This is a genomic window from Novosphingobium mangrovisedimenti (assembly GCF_025153475.1).
GTDB classification, from domain to species: Bacteria; Pseudomonadota; Alphaproteobacteria; order Sphingomonadales; family Sphingomonadaceae; genus Novosphingobium; species Novosphingobium mangrovi_A.
Map to the genome: position 1 here is coordinate 65229 of NZ_JANZXA010000012.1, position 17550 is coordinate 82778.

Consider the following 17550-nt stretch of genomic DNA (forward strand, 5'->3'; position numbering starts at 1 on the left):
CCCCGGATCGAAGGGCTGCTAGCCATGACCGGGCCGAGCGTGACCGCGGATCCCGGCTGCCTTCCGGTGCGCGGCGACCTAGCGCACATCAAGCTCGCCGGGCGCTACTTCGTGCCGCACTACGCCGCGCCCATGCCGCATGCAATCAAGCCCGGCGCCGTGCTGCGCACCGTGGCTAGCGACAGCGACGAAGCGATCATGGACCTGCCCGAAGGCGAGACCTTCAACGTGCTCGACATTGCCGGTGCCTGGACCTGGGGCCAGCTCGGCGAGGACGGGCCCGTCGGCTACGTCGCGCTCGACCAGCTCACGGCCAGCGCCTGATGAGCGCCACGGTCTTCATCGACGGTGCCGCCGGCACCACCGGCCTGGAAATCGCCGACCGGCTGGGCGGGCGCAGCGAATTCGAACTGGTCGTGCTCGACGACGCGCGGCGCAAGGACGATGCCGCCCGCGCCGAAGCGCTCAACGATGCGGATTTCGTGATCCTGTGCCTGCCCGACGATGCCGCCCGGGCCGCCGTAGGCATGATCCGCAACGCGCGCACGCGCGTGATCGACGCATCCTCGGCGCACCGCGTCGCACAAGGGTGGACCTACGGCTTTCCCGAAGTGATCGGGCGCGAGGCCGTCGCCTCGGCACGCCTCGTCAGCAATCCCGGCTGCTATCCCACCGGCTTCATCGGCCTTGTCGCGCCGCTGGTACGCGCCGGGCTGCTGCCGGCCGACTGGCCCTATGTCTGCCATGCCGTCTCGGGCTATTCGGGCGGCGGCAAGGCGCTGATCGCCCGTTTCGAGGAAGACCGCGACATCGCCTTTCGCGCCTATGGCCTGGCGATGGGCCACAAGCACGTGCCCGAGATGCAGACGCATGTCGGCCTTGCACATGCCCCGCTCTTCGCCCCCGCAGTCGTGCCCGCCCATCGCGGCATGCTGGCCGAAGTACCGCTGCACCTTTCGGCGATGAACGGCGCTGGCTCGCCCGACGAACTGCGTGCCGCGCTGGCGGAGTTCTATGCAGGCAGTCCGATCGTGAAGGTCGAGTCCGACACGCCCGACGAACTGCTGCTGCGTGCCTCGATGACCCCGGTCGACACCCTGACCCTGCGCGTTCTGAGCGCCAAGGACGGCAGCCAGGCCCGCCTCGTCGCGATGCTCGACAATCTGGGCAAGGGCGCGAGCGGTGCTGCAGTGCAGAATCTCAATCTCATGGCCGGGCTCGACGAGACCGCTGGCCTGCGTCTCTGACGGGTCCGTTCCCGCTTTAGCAAAGCCTTACCCGTTCCCGCCCGAACGGGGCCGCCGCACCATGCGGCGGGCCCGTCAGGTGTTTTCGCGAAGTGCCCGCGTTTGTAGCACACAAGGCCCAATGACCCCGTGCTGCACAATTTTCAGGCAGCCACTGCCCGAATCTTGAACAGAACTTGCCGCAGCGTCCTTCATGCCATCACTCATGCGGTTCACCTTACATGGTGAATCATGCGATTCCGGTCTTTTCGCGACTGCACACATGCCCTACCACTAGCACAATCGCATTGGCACGATTCTTGATGGGAGTCGCGCGCGGGGCATCTGGTTCCCGGACCGGAAACCTCAAAGAAAAGTCCGGGAACAAGTGCAGGGGTCTAGGCAGGCGTGAAAAAGATCGAAGCCATCATCAAGCCTTTCAAGCTCGACGAAGTGAAGGAAGCGCTCCACGAAGTGGGCGTGTCGGGCATCACGGTTACCGAAGCCAAGGGGTTCGGTCGCCAGAAGGGCCACACCGAACTCTATCGCGGTGCGGAATATGTCGTGGACTTCCTGCCCAAGGTGAAACTCGAAGTCGTCGTGTCCGACAGTCTGGCCGAGCGCGTGGTGGAAGCCATTGCCGATGCCGCGCAGACCGGCCGGATCGGCGACGGCAAGATTTTTGTCATGCAGGTCGAAACCGCCGTGCGCATCCGCACCGGCGAACGCGACGACGACGCACTCTGAGGTTTCCGGCGACAGCCGGAACCACCATCCGTCTGGCCCGGCCAGACATCTAGATCAGGTCCGGTTTCGGCCGGATCGGGGATAAGCCGGAATGGGGGCCGGCAGCGTTCCCGGAATGCCATCCACCCCTATCCTCTCCCGGGAACGGCAGAGCAAAAACGGAGTACCAAACACATGGCTAGTGCAAAGGACGTCCTCAAGCAGATCAAGGACGAGGAGATCGAGTGGGTCGATCTTCGCTTCACCGACCCCAAGGGCAAGTGGCAGCACCTGACGATGTGCGCTGGCGTCATCGGCGAAGACGAACTCGAAGACGGCCTCATGTTCGACGGTTCCTCGATCGAGGGCTGGAAGACCATCAACGAGTCGGACATGATCCTCAAGCCCGACCTCGACGCGGTCTATGTCGATCCGTTCTCGGCCACCCCGATGATGATCCTGTTCTGCGACATCGTCGAACCCTCGACCGGTGAACTCTACGCCCGCGACCCGCGTTCGACCGCCAAGCGCGCCGAAGCGTTCGTCAAGTCGGCCGGTTTCGGCGACACCGTGTTCGTCGGCCCGGAAGCCGAATTCTTCATGTTCGACGACGTGAAGTTCTATGACGGCTACGACGGCAACGGCTTCAAGCTCGACGACATCGAACTGCCGGGCAACTCGGACAAGACCTACGACACCGGCAACCTTGCCCACCGTCCGCGCGCCAAGGGCGGCTACTTCCCGGTCGCGCCGGTCGACAGCTGCGTCGACATCCGTGGCGAGATGGTCTCGACCATGCTCGAAATGGGCCTGCCCTGCGACAAGCACCACCACGAAGTGGCGGCTGCCCAGCACGAGCTCGGCCTGACCTTCGGCACGCTGACCACCACCGCCGACCGCATGCAGATCTACAAGTATGTCGTCATGATGGTCGCGCAGGCCTACGGCAAGTCGGCCACGTTCATGCCGAAGCCGATCATGAAGGACAACGGCTCGGGCATGCACACGCATATCTCGATCTGGAACGACGGTGACAACACCTTCGCCGGCAACGGCTACGCCGGCCTGTCGGACACCTGCCTCTACTTCATCGGCGGCGTCATCAAGCACGCCAAGGCCCTCAACGCCTTCACCAACCCGACCACCAACAGCTACAAGCGCCTGGTGCCGGGTTACGAAGCTCCGGTTCTGCTCGCCTACTCGGCCCGCAACCGTTCGGCTTCGTGCCGCATCCCCTACGGTGCCGGCACCAAGGCAAAGCGCGTGGAATTCCGCTTCCCCGACGCGATGGCCAACCCCTACCTGTGCTACTCCGCGCTGCTCATGGCCGGCCTCGACGGGATCAAGAACAAGATCCACCCGGGCGAAGCCATGGACAAGAACCTCTACGATCTGCCGCCGGCCGAACTCGCCGAAGTGCCGACCGTCTGCGGTTCGCTGCGCGAAGCTCTGGAATCGCTGACTGCCGACCATGCCTTCCTGCTCGAAGGCAGCGTGTTCACCGAAGACCAGATCGAAGCCTACCTCGAACTGAAGTGGCCCGAAGTGCTGCGTTGGGAAACCACGCCGTCGGCCGTCGAGTTCGACATGTACTACAGCGCCTGATCCTTCGATCGGGCGGCGAACCAGTTCGCCGAGTGGGGCGTCCGGAGCAATCCGGGCGCCCTTTTCGTTACATCTGGCGACAGTGTTCCAGGGAACGTTTGCCCGCATCCCGCGTTGCGCATTCCACGAAAGGAGATGCGTTCATGCGTTCCATCCGCGTTACGCTTGCGGGCACGGCGGCCAGCCTCGTACTGATCGCGGCGCCGGCCGCCGCACAGCCCGGGTCTGGCGACCACGAACAGCGCGCTGCCGGAAAAGTCGCGGAAAAGCCGGCGCACAAGGCCCAGAAACCGGGCAAGACCGGGGAACAGGGCAAGGCCGCGATGCCCGAAAAGGGGAACGCCCGAACGCACACCGCAACGCCTCCGCGCCCGGCAATGGTATCCCCCGTGAATCCCGGAAACCAGCCGCAACGCGACACCGACCGCACCAACCGACAGCCGGAGGCCACGCCCGGGCGCACGCCGCGTCCCGATGTAAAGCGCGTGTCCTATACCGGCCCCAAGGGCACGAAAGTCGTGGTCCCGACCAACGACCGGGTGCACGTCATCACCCGCAAGCGCGCCATCGACTGGGCCCAGATCGACCGGCGCGCCAGCTTTCAGGGCTGCCCGCTCGGTCTGGCGAAGAAATACACCGGCTGCACGCCGCCCGGCCTCGACCAGCCGCCTGCCCGCGCCTGGATGCAGCCCTCCTGGTACTGGCCCAACTACAACCGCGACTATCGCTTCCGCTATGCCGACGGATACATGCTGCGGCTGGGCTCGGGCACCACGGTGCTGAGCTACGTCCCGCTGCTCGGCGGCGCGCTGGCGGTTGGGCAGATCTGGCCCACGCCCTACCAGAGCGTGGACATGCCCGGCTACTACGACCGCTATTACGATCTCGGTTCGGCGAACGCCTATCGCTACTACGGCGACACCATCTACCGCGTCGATCCAGACACCGCCGCGATCCAGTCGGTCGTCGCGCTGCTGACCGGCAACGACATCGTCATCGGCCAGCCCATGCCGCCCGGCTACGAGGTCTACAACGTGCCCTACGGCTATCGCGATCAATACTACGATACGTCGGATGCCATGTACCGCTACAGCGACGGCTACATCTATCAACTCGATCCGGCGACGCGCCTCGTGCAGGCAGCGATCGAACTGCTGGGCTGACACAAAGGGGGGAGAGGACGACAATGCACAACCGCCATCTGGGATTCGCCCTGCTGGCTGCCTCCGGCTTGGCCCTTGCCGCGTGCTCGGGCGACACCGCGCCGTCCGCCACGGCCTCGGCCGATGTCGAGACGGCCGTGGTGACGACCGAACCCGCCGCGCCTTCGGTCGATCAGGCGCTTGAGGACACGGATGGCCTGCAAACCATTGCCGAAGCACTCAAGGTGACGGGCATAGCCGGCGCGTTCAAGGGCAACGGCAGCTACACGCTGCTTGCCCCCGAAGACGATGCCTTCGCCACGCTGGGCGATGCCGGCAAGGACCTGATCGACTCCAGCGACCACGCGGCGCTCGCCGCGCTGATCCGCAACCACATGCTTCCCGGCTACGTCACCCCGCAGGACCTCGGCGCCGCGATCGATGCCAGCGGCAACGGACAAGTGACCCTGACGACCCTCGGCGGCAGCACGCTCGTCTTTGCCCGTTCGAACGATACGATCACCGTCACCGCGCCCGACGGATCGCAGGCCGATCTCGACGGCGATCCGATCACCGGCGGATCGAGCCTCGCGGTTCCGATCACCGGCGTGCTCAGGAAGATCGACTGAACAAACCGTTTTCCTACAGCCCCGCTTTCGGTTTACTTGAATCGCCTTTCCCGCCAGCGACGGAGAAGGCCGATGCTCGACCGCAAGCCGATTTTCGATGAAGTGCGCCACCTGCTGGGGCGCGGGTTCGATCCCCACGAAGTCACCGCACTCGATTGCGCGATCGACCGGGCACTGGGCATGCCTGCGCACGCCGCGACCGGGCACCGGCTGGGTGCGGCGGGCAAAGCCCTGATCCGCAAATGGGAAGGCTGCGGCAAGCGCCGCGCCGACGGCCGCTTCGAGGCCTATCCCGACCCCGGCAGCGCCGACGGCGATCCATGGACCATCGGCTGGGGTTCGACCGGGCCCGACATCGCCCGGGGCGTGATCTGGACGCAGGCGCAGTGCGATGCCCGCTTCGACCGGGATGTCGCGGCCTATGCCGAAGAGGTCGCCGGGGCGCTGGGGCCCGCGCCCACCACGCAGAACCAGTTCGATGCGCTGGTTTCGTTCCACTACAACACCGGCGCGATCGGCACCGCAACTCTGACGAAGCTGCACCGGCAGGGCAGCTTCGCCGAAGCGCGCGGGGAATTCGGCAGGTGGATCTACAACGACCGCAAGCCGATGCGCGGCCTCAAGGCCCGCCGCGCGGAAGAAGCCGACCTCTACGGCCGGGCCTGACTAGAGCCGCGGCAGCGTGACGCCCTTCTGGCCCATGTACTTGCCCGCGCGGTCGGCATAGCTCGTCTCGCAAGGCTCGTTGCCCTGCAGGAACAGGAACTGGCACGCGCCCTCGTTGGCGTAGATCCGGGCAGGAAGCGGCGTGGTGTTGGAAAATTCCAGCGTCACGTGCCCTTCCCAGCCCGGTTCGAGCGGGGTGACGTTCACGATGATGCCGCAGCGCGCATAGGTGCTCTTGCCCAGGCAGATCACCAGCACGTCCTTGGGGACGCGGAAATATTCCACCGTGCGCGCCAGCGCGAAGGAATTGGGCGGGATCACGCAAACGTCGGTCTCGCGATCGACAAAGGAATTGGCCGCGAAGTCCTTGGGATCGACGATGGCCGAATCGACGTTGGTGAAGATCTTGAACTCCGGCGCGACGCGCGCGTCGTAGCCATAGGAGGACAGGCCATAGGAAATACACCCGTCGCGGCGCTGGGCCTCCACGAAGGGTTCGATCATCCCATTGTCCAGCGCCTGCTGCCGGATCCATTTATCGCTGAGAATCGCCATGCCCTGCGTGATTGCCGAAGGCCGCCGCCGCGACAAGGGACCGGCGGGAATTGTCCACCAGTCCCGGACAGCCGCGCCTCAGGCCGATCGGCGCGCTGGTCGGCCCGGGGGCCGTCAATCGGAAGACGCGGCGCAGGTCTCGCCAGGCGGGCACGGCGGACGGCCGCCCGGCGGCGGACCGAAGCCGCCCTGGCCACCCCCCGGTCCGCCTGAACCGCGCGCCTTGCCGGAGCGGTCGTCCGGGCGCATTTCGTCCATGGTGAGGAAACCGTCCTGGTTCTTGTCCGCCGCGTCGAAACGTTTGCCTTCGTAGGCTAGCAATTCGTCGAGCGAGACGCCCCCATCGTAATTGGCATTCGCCTTGGCGATCACGGTTCCGCTCAGTGGCTCGATCAGGCTGGCCAGCATGAGGGCTTCCATGTCCTTGCCGGTTTCGGGCTTGATGACATCGGCGATCTGCCCGTCGCGCGCGCCGAAGCCGCCGCCTTCACTGGAAGCGGCAGAGCCCATCTGCTTCTGCCAGGCCCCGAATTCGGCGCGCGAGAGAGCGCCGTTGCGGTCCGTATCGACCGCCTCGAACCGCTGCGCAATAACCGAGTCCCGCCGCGCCTCGATCACGGCGTGCAGTTCGTCGAGCGTGACAGTGCCATCGCGGTTGGCGTCCGCCTCGCGGAACATGCCGGCCACCAGCTTGTCGAAATCCTTGCGCTTCGCCGGCTTGGGCGCACGCGACGCCTTCCCACCGCCGGGGCCGCCGCCCGGACCATCGCCGCCAGGACCGCCGCCCATACCACCGCCCATGCCGCCACCATCGCCCATGCCGCCGGGCATACCCTGGGCCATCACGGCAGGAGAAGACAGCAGCACCGAGGCCGCAACGAACAGGGAGATCATGCGCATGGCGGCTTTCTGCCTGCGCAATTTAGCCGGAACATTGCAGAGGGCCGAAAAAGTGTCGCAACTTGTCGCGCGGCCGCGGCACGCTTTATTTCAAGGTTAACATTAGCCTGATAAGCCGCCCGGCATGACCCAGCCCGCCCGCATTCTCGTGATCTTCGGCACACGCCCCGAAGCCATCAAGCTGTTCCCCGTCGTCCACGCGCTCAAGGCCGATCCGCGCTTCGAATGCGTGGTCTGCGTGTCCGCGCAGCACCGGCAGATGCTCGATCAGGTGCTGGAGATCGCCGGGATCGTTCCCGACCACGATCTCGACGTCATGCGGCCGGACCAGACGCTCGATGCCCTCACCGCGAACCTGCTCACCGGGCTCGGCAGGGTGATGGACGAAGTGCAGCCGGACCGCGTCATCGTGCAGGGCGATACCGCCACGGCCATGTCCGGCGCGCTCGCCGCCTATTACCGCAAGGTGCCGGTCGATCACGTCGAGGCGGGGCTGCGCAGCTACAATATCTATCATCCCTGGCCCGAGGAGGTGAACCGCAAGATCATCGGCGCCATGGCCAGCCTGCACTTCGCGCCCACCGCCACTTCGGCCGCCGCACTGATCAACGAGAATGTGGACCCCACCCGCGTCCACGTCACCGGCAATACCGTGATCGACGCACTGCACTGGGTCTCGGCAAAGATCGAGGCGCAGCCCGCGCTCGCCGCCGGCCTTGCCGAGCTGGAAGCGAAGTTCGCCGGCAAGCGGATCATCGGCGTCACCAGCCACCGCCGCGAGAACTTCGGCGAGGGCATGGAACAGATCGCGCAGGCCATCCGCCGGATCGCCGGGCGGCCCGACACGGCGGTGATCTTCCCCGTCCACCTCAACCCCAACGTGCGCAAGGTGATGAACGAGCGCCTTTCCGGTCTCGACAACGTCGCGCTGATCGAGCCGCTCGACTATCCGCACTTCGCGCGCCTGCTGAACATCGCCGAGATCATGCTGACCGACAGCGGCGGCGTGCAGGAGGAAGCCCCCGCGCTGGGCAAGCCCGTGCTCGTCATGCGCGAGACCACCGAGCGCCCCGAAGGCGTGGAGGCCGGCACGGCCAAACTCGTCGGCACATCGGCCGACACGATCGTTACCGAAATATCAACTTTGCTCGACGATACCACGGCCTACGAAGCCATGGCGCGCGCCCACAATCCTTTCGGAGACGGGCAGTCCGCGCGCCGAATCGTGGAGCTGCTCGCACATGAAATCGGACAACAAGCCTGACGTCTGCGTCGTAGGGCTGGGCTATATCGGACTTCCCACCGCCGCCGTGATCGCGCGCGCCGGATGCAGGGTGCTCGGTCTCGACGTCTCGCAGAAGGTCGTCGACACGATCAATCGCGGCGAGATCCACATTGAGGAAGTCGACCTCGACGGCCTGGTCCAGGGCGTCGTCTCGCGCGGGCTGCTGTCGGCCGCCACCGAAGTGGCGCCTGCCGATGTCTTCGTGATCGCGGTGCCCACGCCCTTCGACAAGGACCACGCGCCCGACATTTCCTATGTGCTCGCCGCTGGCAGGACCATCGCGCCCGTGCTCAAGAACGGCGACGTGGTGATTCTCGAATCGACCTCCCCCGTCGGCACCACCGAGCAACTGCGCGACATGATCGCGGAGATGCGCCCGGACCTGAAGGTGCCGGGCCTCACCGGGGAAATCCCCGACGTCTCGATCGCCTATTGCCCCGAGCGCGTGCTGCCGGGCCGCATCCTCGAAGAGCTGACCAACAACGACCGCTCGATCGGTGGCGTGACCCCGCGCTGCGCCCGCAAGGCGCTCGCCTTCTACAAGCGCTTCGTGCGTGGCGAATGCGTCACCACCGACGCCCGATCGGCCGAGATGACCAAGCTGGTCGAGAACGCCTACCGCGACGTCAACATCGCCTTCGCCAACGAACTGTCCATCGTCTCCGACAAGATGGGGCTGGACGTGTGGGAAGTGATTCGCCTCGCCAACCGCCACCCGCGCGTGAACATCCTCTCGCCCGGCCCCGGCGTGGGCGGCCATTGCATCGCGGTGGACCCCTGGTTCATCGTCCACGGCGCGCCTGAGGAAACCCCGCTGATCCGCACCGCGCGCAGCGTGAACGATGGCAAGATGCACCATGTGATCGCCAAGGCCGAAGCGCTGGTAGAAGCGCATCCCGACGCGAAAGTCGCCTGCCTCGGCCTCGCCTTCAAGGCCAACATCGACGACTTCCGCGAGAGCCCAGCACGCTTCGTCGCCAGCCGCCTTGCCCGCAAGTTCGGCGAGCGCATCCACATCGTCGAGCCCTATGCCGCCGAGCTGCCGATCGAGTTCACCGATACCGGCGCCAGCCAGATCGACATCGACGACGCGCTGGAGACCTGCGAGATCATGATCGTGCTGGTCGACCACGACGTATTCCGCGTCGTGCCGCTCGCCGAGCGCGCGGACAAGCTCGTCTACGACACGCGCGGCATCTGGCCCGACCAGCCCCGCGTCGTGCGCGAGGAGGAAGCCCGCCTCAAGCTGGTGGGCTGATCTCCGGGGTGATGCGCATGTGCCGGCGCAAGGCCGCATGGCGCACTTCCGCACCGCCCTGCACTTCCACCGCCATGGCAACGTGCGGATAGGCCAGCACCAGCGCCAGCAGTAGCCGCTCGGCCGGGTCCAGCGCATCGAGCGGCTTGCCGTCGAGCCGCTCCAGCGCGGGCCTGACCAGCGACTTCATGGCGGCATGGAAAGCCTGGCGCTCCGCATCGCCGACGGCATCGCGCAGTGCGGCCCGCGCAGCCATGTCGGGAGCACTCCACAAGCCGGCGAAGGGCTCCAGCGCGGCAAAGCCATCCGGCAGGACGCTCATGCCGCCACCTCCGCGAGCGCCGCCGTCTTCCCCCGGGCGCGTACCCGCTTCTCCACTTCGAGATAAAGGTGCCGCAGCAGCACCTCGTGGTCCTGGAAATGGACCTCGTCGATGGCCGCGAGCCCCTGCTGGCTGGCTTCGACCGCCTCGCGATCCTCCGAAAGCACGTCGCGAATCGCCACGGCCGCGAATTCCCGGCTGAACGCGGCCCAGGCATCCGCCGGCGGCGCGGTCCAGTACATACGCACCTGCCCGCGCGTGCGGTCCGGCCCGAGCGGGTACATCGTGTGCGTGTAGTTCTGGTAGGGCGGCAGGCCCACGACATGGAAGCAGGGGAACAGCTTGAAGTCGGTCTTGGGAAAATCGAGCCCTTCCCTGCACGCCAGTTCCCCGACCCTGGCATAGCCCAGCCTGAGGCTGTCCGGAATCGGCGGCGGATCGGGGTTCTTCCAGAGGCGCTGGCCACGGTGCGGCCCCAGAAAGCCGTAGTGCGTGGGATAGCCGAACGGGTTTTCCGGCCCCAGCGCCTGCTCTCCGGTTCGCGGGTGGATGAAGCGCAAGTGGTAGTTTTCCTGGAAGTTGTCGAAGTTCGTCTTCCAGTTGGCCCCGATCTCATAAGTCCATTCGGTGAAGCAGGTGGCCCGCGCCACCGGCAGGCGCTCCATCGCCGCGGCAATCGGGCCGAAGAATTCGCGCGCCGACTGCGCCGGTTGCGGATCGAAGTTCACGAAGACCATCCCCGCCACGACTTCGGTCGCCACCGGCTTGAGCGCGCAGGCTTCGCGCGCGACGTGGAAGCGCTCGAAATCGGGCGCGGAAAGCAGCGTGCCGTCGCTGCCATAGGTCCACATGTGATAGCGGCAGCTCAGCTTGCTGCGCTTGCCGCTCATCTCGTCGACCAGCCGCGAACCGCGATGCCGACAGGCATTATGGAAAGCGCGCACCTGTCCGTCGCGCCCGCGCATGACCAGCAGCGAGGCGCCCGCGAATTCGATCTCGCGGCGCACGAAGCTGCCCGGTTCGGGCACTTCGCAGACATGGCCGATGTGGATCCAGCTCCTGAGGAACACCGCCTCGCGTTCGCGTTCCCACCAGGCCGGATCGTGATAGGGCGCTGCGGGGAGCGGCCCCCGACCGAAGCGCGCGGCGGCTTCGTCGACGCTCAGCATTTCCAGGATCGGTTCGTCGGTCATCGCTCTTCCCATCGGGCTCGTCGCGACCCGTGCCCGCGATCGTATCGGAGTTCCGCGCATGAGCCAAGCGCTTGCTTGGTTTTGACGATCGAACGCAGTTCCCCGCTGGAAATACCTGAAGAGCCCTGCTAGATCGCCGGCTCATGATGAACCCGCCCGAAACCGTCTACACCGATTCCCACCGCGTCTGCTGCGACGGGGCCACCGACATCCGCGCCGGCGCCGCACTCGGCCATCCGCGCGTCTGGCTCGAGATCGACGAGAAGGGCTATGTCGAATGCGGCTACTGCGATCGCCGCTTCGTGCTCAAGGGCGGCCCGGCCGACCAGCAGGCGGCCTGACTTTTCCTTTCGCGACGAGGGAATGCCTCCTATATCGGGAGGCATGACCGCACCCGATCCCCGTTCGCTCCTCTATCGCCAACTCACCCCGGAAGATGCGCAGGCGCTCGCCGCCGAGACGCTCGGGAGCTGTGAGGACGGCGAACTCTACATGCAATTCGTGGCGAGCGAGGCCTTCGGGTTCGACGACGGCCGCCTGAAAACCGCCGACTATTCTCGCGACGCCGGCTTCGGCCTGCGCGGCGTTTCCGGCGAGATGACCGGCTTTGCCCATGCCAACGAGATTTCCGCGTCGGCCATCCGCCGCGCCGGCGAAACGCTGCAACTGCTCGATCCGGCCAAGGGCCCGATGGCCCCGCCGCCTCCCCGGAGCAACCGCCACCTCTACACCGATGCCTCGCCGCTCGATCTCGTCGGCTTCGGCGAGAAGGTGAAGCTGCTCGAGACCATCGATGCCGCAGCCCGCGCCCGCGACCCGCGTGTCGCACAAGTGAGCGCATCGCTTTCCGGCACGTGGTCGGTCGTCGAGATCGTGCGCGCCGACGGGTTCGTTGCCACCGACGTGCGCCCGCTGGTGCGGCTCAGCCTCTCGATCGTCGCCGAAAGCAACGGACGGCGCGAAACCGGCGCGTTCGGCGTGGGCGGACGCTGGCTCTACGACGACCTGTTCAAGCCCGAAACCTGGAACGAGGCGATCGACGCCGCGCTGAACCAGGCGCTGGTGAATCTCGAAAGCGTCGATGCCCCCGCCGGCGAAATGCCCGTCCTGCTCGCCCCGGGCTGGCCCGGCGTGATCCTGCACGAAGCCGTCGGCCACGGCCTCGAAGGCGACTTCAACCGCAAGGGCACTTCGGCCTTTGCCGGCCGCGTGGGCGAACGGGTCGGCGCACCGGGCGTCACCATCGTCGACGACGGTTCGATCGAGGCACGCCGCGGCTCGCTCTCCATCGACGATGAGGGCACACCCACGCAGGAAACCGTGCTGATCGAGGACGGCATTCTCAAAGGCTACATGCAGGACCGCCTGAACGCGCGCCTGATGGGCATGGAACCGACCGGCAACGGAAGACGCGAAAGCTATGCCCACGCGCCGATGCCGCGCATGACCAACACCTTCATGAAGCCCGGGAACGACGATCCGGACGAACTGCTCAGCCGCATCGGCAACGGCATCTTCGCCAAGAGCTTCGGCGGCGGCCAGGTCGACATCGTCTCGGGCAAGTTCGTGTTCTCGTGCACCGAGGCCTACAAGGTGGAAAACGGCAAGCTCGGCGCGCCGATCAAGGGCGCGACCATCATCGGTGACGGTCCCTCGGTGCTGACCAAGGTCAAGGGCATCGGCAACGATCTCGAACTCGATCGCGGCATCGGCGTATGCGGCAAGGGTGGCCAGAGCGTCCCGGCGGGCGTCGGCCAGCCGACGCTGCTGGTCGAGGGACTGACGGTGGGCGGAACGGCCTGACCCCGGTCAGCTTCGGTTCAGCAGCGCCGCGTTACGCGCGGCGGCAAGGTGGGGATTTGTGTTAGGAGACATGACCATGAAAAAGTCTGTAGGCACCATCGCCCCGGCCCTGATCGCGGCAGCCGCCCTTCTTGCGGCGCCCGCCGTCCAGGCCAAGCCCAAGCTCACCGGCGAAGAGCAGCTCGCAAAGATGCTGGAGGGCCGCGAAGCCGGCAAGCCGGTGAACTGCATCCCGCTGTCGCAGGCGACCGATACCACGGTGATCGAGAAGACCGCGATCGTCTATCGCATCGGCTCCACGCTCTACGTCAATCGCCCCACCAACGCCGACCTGCTCGATGACGACGACATCCTCGTGACGCGGCTCTACGGCTCGCAGCTGTGCAGTGTCGATACGGTGCAACTGCACGACCGCAGCGGAAGCCATATGTGGAGCGGCTTCGTCGGCCTGCGCGAATTCGTCCCCTACAAGAAGGTCAAGAAAGAGTCCGGCAACTGACGCCGTGCCCGTCTCTTTCGGCGGGAAGGCGGACGCCCTGACGCGCGCCGCCTTCTCGTCCGAAGACCCCGCGAACACGCAAAATTGCAATTCGCGCTCCCACGCCTAGACTGCTGGCCATGGCAGCCAATCGCGGATACAACTCGACAAGTGCCGGCACGCGCCTGCGGCTGATCGAAGCCGCCTCCGAAATCCTCGACGAGGAAGGCTATCCCGCCTTCACTGCCCGGCGCATCGCCGGCAGGGCCGAACTCAAGCCGCAGCTGGTCCATTACTATTTCCGGTCGATGGAAGAGCTGGTCGTCACGGTGTTCCGGCGCTCTTCGGCCAGCTATTTCCGCCTGCACGACGAGGCGCTCTCGAGCGCCCGCCCGCTCCATGCGCTCTGGGACCTCAACTGCAACATTCCCGAGGCGCGGCGGATGCTGGAATACGTCGCGCTGGGCAAGATCTATCCCGCCCTGCGCGACGAGATGCGCGCCAGCGGCGAGAGCTTCCGCGCGCTCCAGATCGAGGTCATCGAAAAGGTCTGCGCGCAGAACGGCATCGCAACACCGCCGATGCCCGCCGCTGTCCTGGCGACGATGATGTCCGCCCTGGCTCGCAGCATCGTCATCGAGAGCAATGTCGCGATGACCACCGCGCACCGCGAGATCCGCGACTACATCGGGGCGACGCTGGATTTGTACGAGCCCGGCTAAGTGTCATTGCCGCTGCAGGATCGCCGCCCGGCGATGCCTCTCGCCCATGGACTTGACAGGTGTACAGTCCCCTCTAAGGATGCGCCGCGGATTCATTGTGTACATTGACAAGGGCCCGGGAGACGATCCCGCATCGCGTCGGTCCCGGTACACATGAAAGCGACCCGGGCACCCAAGATCCGGGAAGCATAGGGGAGAGAACTGATGGCTTACCGTATCGACGGCTTGCGCCTGCGCGCGCTCCTGGGCACCGCCGCAATCGGCGCCCTAGCCATGACCAGCCCGGCCATGGCGCAGAACACCACGAAACCGGCACCCGAAAAACCGCAGCAAAGCGCCGGTCTCGACGAAATCGTCGTCACCGCGCAGCGTCGCGCCGAGAACCTGCAGGAAGTCCCGATTGCCATCGCCGCGGTCAGCTCGGACACCCTGAGCAAGGCCGGCGTCAACGAGACCAACACGCTCAGCCAGGTCGTGCCCGCCGTGAACTTCCAACGCTCCGGCGCCAGCGGCCTGTTCTTCGTGCGCGGCGTGGGCACCACCAACGCCTCGGTCGGAGACGAGGGCTCGAACGCCTTCTACGTCGACGGTGTCTACATTCCCGACCTGTCAGGCACGGTCACCCAGTTCAACAACATCGAGCGCATCGAGGTACTCAAGGGACCGCAAGGCACGCTGTTCGGGCGCAACGCCTTCGGCGGCCTGATCCACATCATCACCAAGGAGCCGGGCGACTTCCTGGAAGCGCAGGGCGAAGCGGGCTACGCCAACTACCAGACGGTGCATGGCAAGCTCTACGTCGGCGGACCGATCACGAGCAACGTGAGCATGGATCTCGCGCTCACCGGCTACAACCAGAACAAGGGCTGGGGCCGCAACGTCACCGTGGGCCGCGACATCAAGAAAATGAAGTACTGGGGCGCGCGCTCCAAGCTCGTCTGGCGCGCGAGCGACGCCGTCAAGGTGACCGTGGCCGGCGACTACTACGACATGGACGACAACACCGCCATCGGCTGGTCGATCGACGAGGATTTCCCGAGCCGCGGCTTTACCGGCCCGGTCTATTCGATCGGATCGATGGACACCGCGGCAAACGACTATTCGCTTACCAAGCTCAAGACCTGGGGCGTGAGCGGAACCGTCGAGGCAGACCTGGGCGCCGTCTCGCTCACCAGCATCAGCTCGGTGAGCGACAGCAAGAACGTCAGCGACTTCGACGTCGACGGCGGACCGCTGCCCTGGCTGCGCATCGCCTTCACCTCCGGCTCGCGCGCCTACCAGCAGGAACTGCGGCTCACCTCCAACGACACAGATCCGCTGTCCTGGCAGCTGGGTGGCTTCTACCTGCGCTCGGAAGTCTACAACAAGTCGACCTTCTCCGGCCTCGGGCTATCGCCGCTCTCGGGCCTCTACATCGACGCCTCGCTCGATACCGATTCCTACGCGGCCTTCGGCGAAGTCAGCTACAAACTGACGCGGACCACCACCCTGACCGGCGGCGTGCGCTACACCAAGGACATCCGCAAGCTGGGCGGCGGCCAGTCGCCGATCGTGGGCACCACGATGCTCCCGGAAATTCCGACGACTGGCAAGATCTCCTACGGCAAGTTCACCTGGCGCGCCGCGATCCGGCAGGAGCTGACCGACGACCTGAGCGTTTATGCCTCGTACAACCGGGGCTTCAAGGCGGGCACCTATTCGCTGCAGAGCCCTGCCAACGCGCCGGTCCAGCCGCAGTACATCAACGCCTATGAAATCGGCGTGAAGTCGGAACTGCTGGACCGCCGCCTGCGCCTCAACGCCTCGGTCTACCACTACGACATCTCGAACTACCAGATCCGCTCGGCGGCGCTGAGCAATCTGGGTTCGGCCGTTCTGCTCAATGCCGCATCGGTGAAGGTCGACGGTCTCGATGTCGAGTTCGAAGCGGCGCCGGTCGAGAACCTGCGCATCTTCGGTGGCTTCACCTGGCTCGATTCGCGCTTCGACAACTTCGGCGCTCCCGGATCGAGCTATCAGGCCCCCTTCATCTATCCGCTGCCGGCGGTCTGCGATGCGCCCGGCACTTCGGAACCCGGCACGACCACGGGCACGCCCACCGGCGGCTTCCTGACCTGCCTGGGCGACGCATCCGGCTTCCAGACCCCGGGCGCACCGGACTTCACTGGAAGTCTCGGCATGAGCCTGACCGTCCCGGTCCGCGAAAGCGGCGAACTGCGCTTCAACCTGCTCGGCAGCTACAACAGCGGCTTCCCTTTCGAATCCGACGGCACGCTGCGCCAGAAGAAGTACGGGCTGCTCAATGGCTCGGTGGCCTACTGGCTCAACGAGAACTGGGGCGTCGAACTCTGGGGCAAGAACGTCACCAACACCAAATATTTCCAGCAGAAGATCTCCACCGGCCTTGGCGCGACGACCGCCCGTGCGGCGCCCGCGACTTACGGTGTGACTGTGAAGTTCACCTATTGAGCCAACCCTGGCTTACAACCTCGTGCGCCCGGGCCTCGCGGTCCGGGCGCAATTTTTCGAAGGTTGCGCAGCCCCTAGAGCCCCAGTTGCCCGCGGATGGCACCGGCGGGAAACTCGTGGGTGTGGAGGTTGATGTAGTAGCCGGTGAAATCGGACTTCATGCCCTCGTCCAGCCAGTCGGGTGCGGCGACACAGCCCTTGAAGCCGCCCTCGGGGCTCGCGGTCAGCGGGATCGTCGGCGGCCCGTCCTCACCCACGGCGCCGCGATGGATATGCGCGCCGACGACGGGATCGAGACCCTGGATATCGTGAACGTCGTAGCACAGCGTGCCCCGGTCCGCGCTGACGGTGACATCGGCGCTTGCCGAGCCGTCGGGATCGCCCGGCTTCACTTCCTGCGCGCCGGTCAGCGTGGCATGGTAGGTCCTGGCGGCCTCCCCGGCATGGGCACCCGAAACAGGCAGCGCCCATGACCCGGCAAGCACCACGACAGCGGCCAGTCGGCTGGTAAAGCGTCGCATCTTTTCTCTCCCGGTTGTGCACACACATGGCGGGCAATCCGGTAGCGTTG

19 protein-coding genes are annotated in these 17550 nt (G+C 65.9%); 14 read left to right on the plus strand and 5 right to left on the minus strand.

The window, feature by feature from the left end; all coding sequences use genetic code 11:
- Nucleotides 1-24: 24 nt before the first annotated feature.
- The 7 genes from NZK81_RS16460 to NZK81_RS16490 all read left to right on the plus strand — a co-directional run bounded on the left by NZK81_RS16460 (nt 25) and on the right by NZK81_RS16490 (nt 5994).
- Nucleotides 25-324, plus strand: a complete 300-nt coding sequence (locus NZK81_RS16460; RefSeq protein ID WP_260047167.1) for an SH3 domain-containing protein — start codon at nt 25-27, stop codon at nt 322-324.
- A complete protein-coding gene (argC, locus tag NZK81_RS16465) occupies nt 324-1247 on the plus strand; it encodes an N-acetyl-gamma-glutamyl-phosphate reductase (protein ID WP_260047168.1) in 924 nt (307 codons plus the stop codon). Before NZK81_RS16460 ends, argC begins: the two co-directional genes overlap by 1 nt.
- Before the next feature lie 387 nt (nt 1248-1634).
- On the plus strand, nt 1635-1973 hold the full coding sequence (locus NZK81_RS16470; protein WP_260047169.1) for a P-II family nitrogen regulator: 339 nt from the start codon (nt 1635-1637) through the stop codon (nt 1971-1973).
- Nucleotides 1974-2147: 174 nt separating this feature from the next.
- Entirely contained in the window at nt 2148-3557 is a 1410-nt protein-coding gene (gene glnA, locus NZK81_RS16475) for a type I glutamate--ammonia ligase (RefSeq protein WP_260047170.1), read from the plus strand.
- Nucleotides 3558-3700: 143 nt separating this feature from the next.
- Nucleotides 3701-4720: a hypothetical protein gene (locus NZK81_RS16480; protein ID WP_260047171.1), complete on the plus strand. Its 1020-nt coding sequence runs from the start codon at nt 3701-3703 to the stop codon at nt 4718-4720.
- Nucleotides 4721-4743: 23 nt separating this feature from the next.
- A complete protein-coding gene (locus NZK81_RS16485) occupies nt 4744-5328 on the plus strand; it encodes a fasciclin domain-containing protein (protein WP_260047172.1) in 585 nt (194 codons plus the stop codon).
- 72 nt (nt 5329-5400) lie between these two features.
- Entirely contained in the window at nt 5401-5994 is a 594-nt protein-coding gene (locus NZK81_RS16490) for a lysozyme (RefSeq protein ID WP_260047173.1), read from the plus strand.
- On the opposite strand, the gene dcd is transcribed toward NZK81_RS16490, so the two are convergent.
- Nucleotides 5995-6549, minus strand: coding sequence for a dCTP deaminase (dcd, locus tag NZK81_RS16495; protein ID WP_039280892.1), 555 nt, complete (start codon nt 6547-6549; stop codon nt 5995-5997). It lies immediately after the preceding gene.
- Between the two features lie 114 nt (nt 6550-6663).
- Entirely contained in the window at nt 6664-7449 is a 786-nt protein-coding gene (locus tag NZK81_RS16500) for an EF-hand domain-containing protein (RefSeq protein ID WP_311202105.1), read from the minus strand.
- A 124-nt stretch (nt 7450-7573) separates the two neighbouring features.
- Between NZK81_RS16500 and wecB the strand changes: the two genes are divergently transcribed.
- The gene (gene wecB / locus NZK81_RS16505) at nt 7574-8713 is read left to right on the plus strand and encodes a non-hydrolyzing UDP-N-acetylglucosamine 2-epimerase (protein ID WP_260047174.1); all 1140 of its coding nucleotides are present in this window, start codon (nt 7574-7576) and stop codon (nt 8711-8713) included.
- On the plus strand, nt 8691-9992 hold the full coding sequence (wecC, locus tag NZK81_RS16510; protein ID WP_260047175.1) for a UDP-N-acetyl-D-mannosamine dehydrogenase: 1302 nt from the start codon (nt 8691-8693) through the stop codon (nt 9990-9992). Before wecB ends, wecC begins: the two co-directional genes overlap by 23 nt.
- Here wecC and NZK81_RS16515 read toward each other — a convergent pair.
- The gene (locus tag NZK81_RS16515) at nt 9976-10314 is read right to left on the minus strand and encodes a hypothetical protein (RefSeq protein ID WP_260047176.1); all 339 of its coding nucleotides are present in this window, start codon (nt 10312-10314) and stop codon (nt 9976-9978) included. The genes wecC and NZK81_RS16515 overlap by 17 nt on opposite strands.
- Entirely contained in the window at nt 10311-11507 is a 1197-nt protein-coding gene (locus NZK81_RS16520) for an aromatic ring-hydroxylating oxygenase subunit alpha (protein WP_260047177.1), read from the minus strand. The genes NZK81_RS16515 and NZK81_RS16520 overlap by 4 nt, the downstream gene beginning before the upstream one ends.
- Nucleotides 11508-11650: 143 nt before the next feature.
- Between NZK81_RS16520 and NZK81_RS16525 the strand changes: the two genes are divergently transcribed.
- The 5 genes from NZK81_RS16525 (at nt 11651) to NZK81_RS16545 (ending at nt 16979) form a co-directional block, all read left to right on the plus strand.
- Nucleotides 11651-11848 (plus strand): zinc-finger domain-containing protein, encoded by a 198-nt coding sequence (locus tag NZK81_RS16525; protein ID WP_243919954.1) that lies wholly within the window; start codon nt 11651-11653, stop codon nt 11846-11848.
- A 43-nt stretch (nt 11849-11891) separates the two neighbouring features.
- A complete protein-coding gene (tldD, locus tag NZK81_RS16530; protein WP_260047178.1) occupies nt 11892-13310 on the plus strand; it encodes a metalloprotease TldD in 1419 nt (472 codons plus the stop codon).
- 76 nt (nt 13311-13386) lie between these two features.
- Complete coding sequence (locus tag NZK81_RS16535) at nt 13387-13809, plus strand: hypothetical protein (RefSeq protein WP_260047179.1); 423 nt, start codon at nt 13387-13389, stop codon at nt 13807-13809.
- A 119-nt stretch (nt 13810-13928) separates the two neighbouring features.
- Complete coding sequence (locus tag NZK81_RS16540; RefSeq protein WP_260047180.1) at nt 13929-14510, plus strand: TetR/AcrR family transcriptional regulator; 582 nt, start codon at nt 13929-13931, stop codon at nt 14508-14510.
- A 204-nt stretch (nt 14511-14714) separates the two neighbouring features.
- On the plus strand, nt 14715-16979 hold the full coding sequence (locus NZK81_RS16545; RefSeq protein WP_260047181.1) for a TonB-dependent receptor: 2265 nt from the start codon (nt 14715-14717) through the stop codon (nt 16977-16979).
- 74 nt (nt 16980-17053) lie between these two features.
- Here NZK81_RS16545 and NZK81_RS16550 read toward each other — a convergent pair whose 3' ends face one another.
- Entirely contained in the window at nt 17054-17500 is a 447-nt protein-coding gene (locus tag NZK81_RS16550) for a CHRD domain-containing protein (RefSeq protein WP_260047182.1), read from the minus strand.
- Nucleotides 17501-17550: the final 50 nt, after the last annotated feature.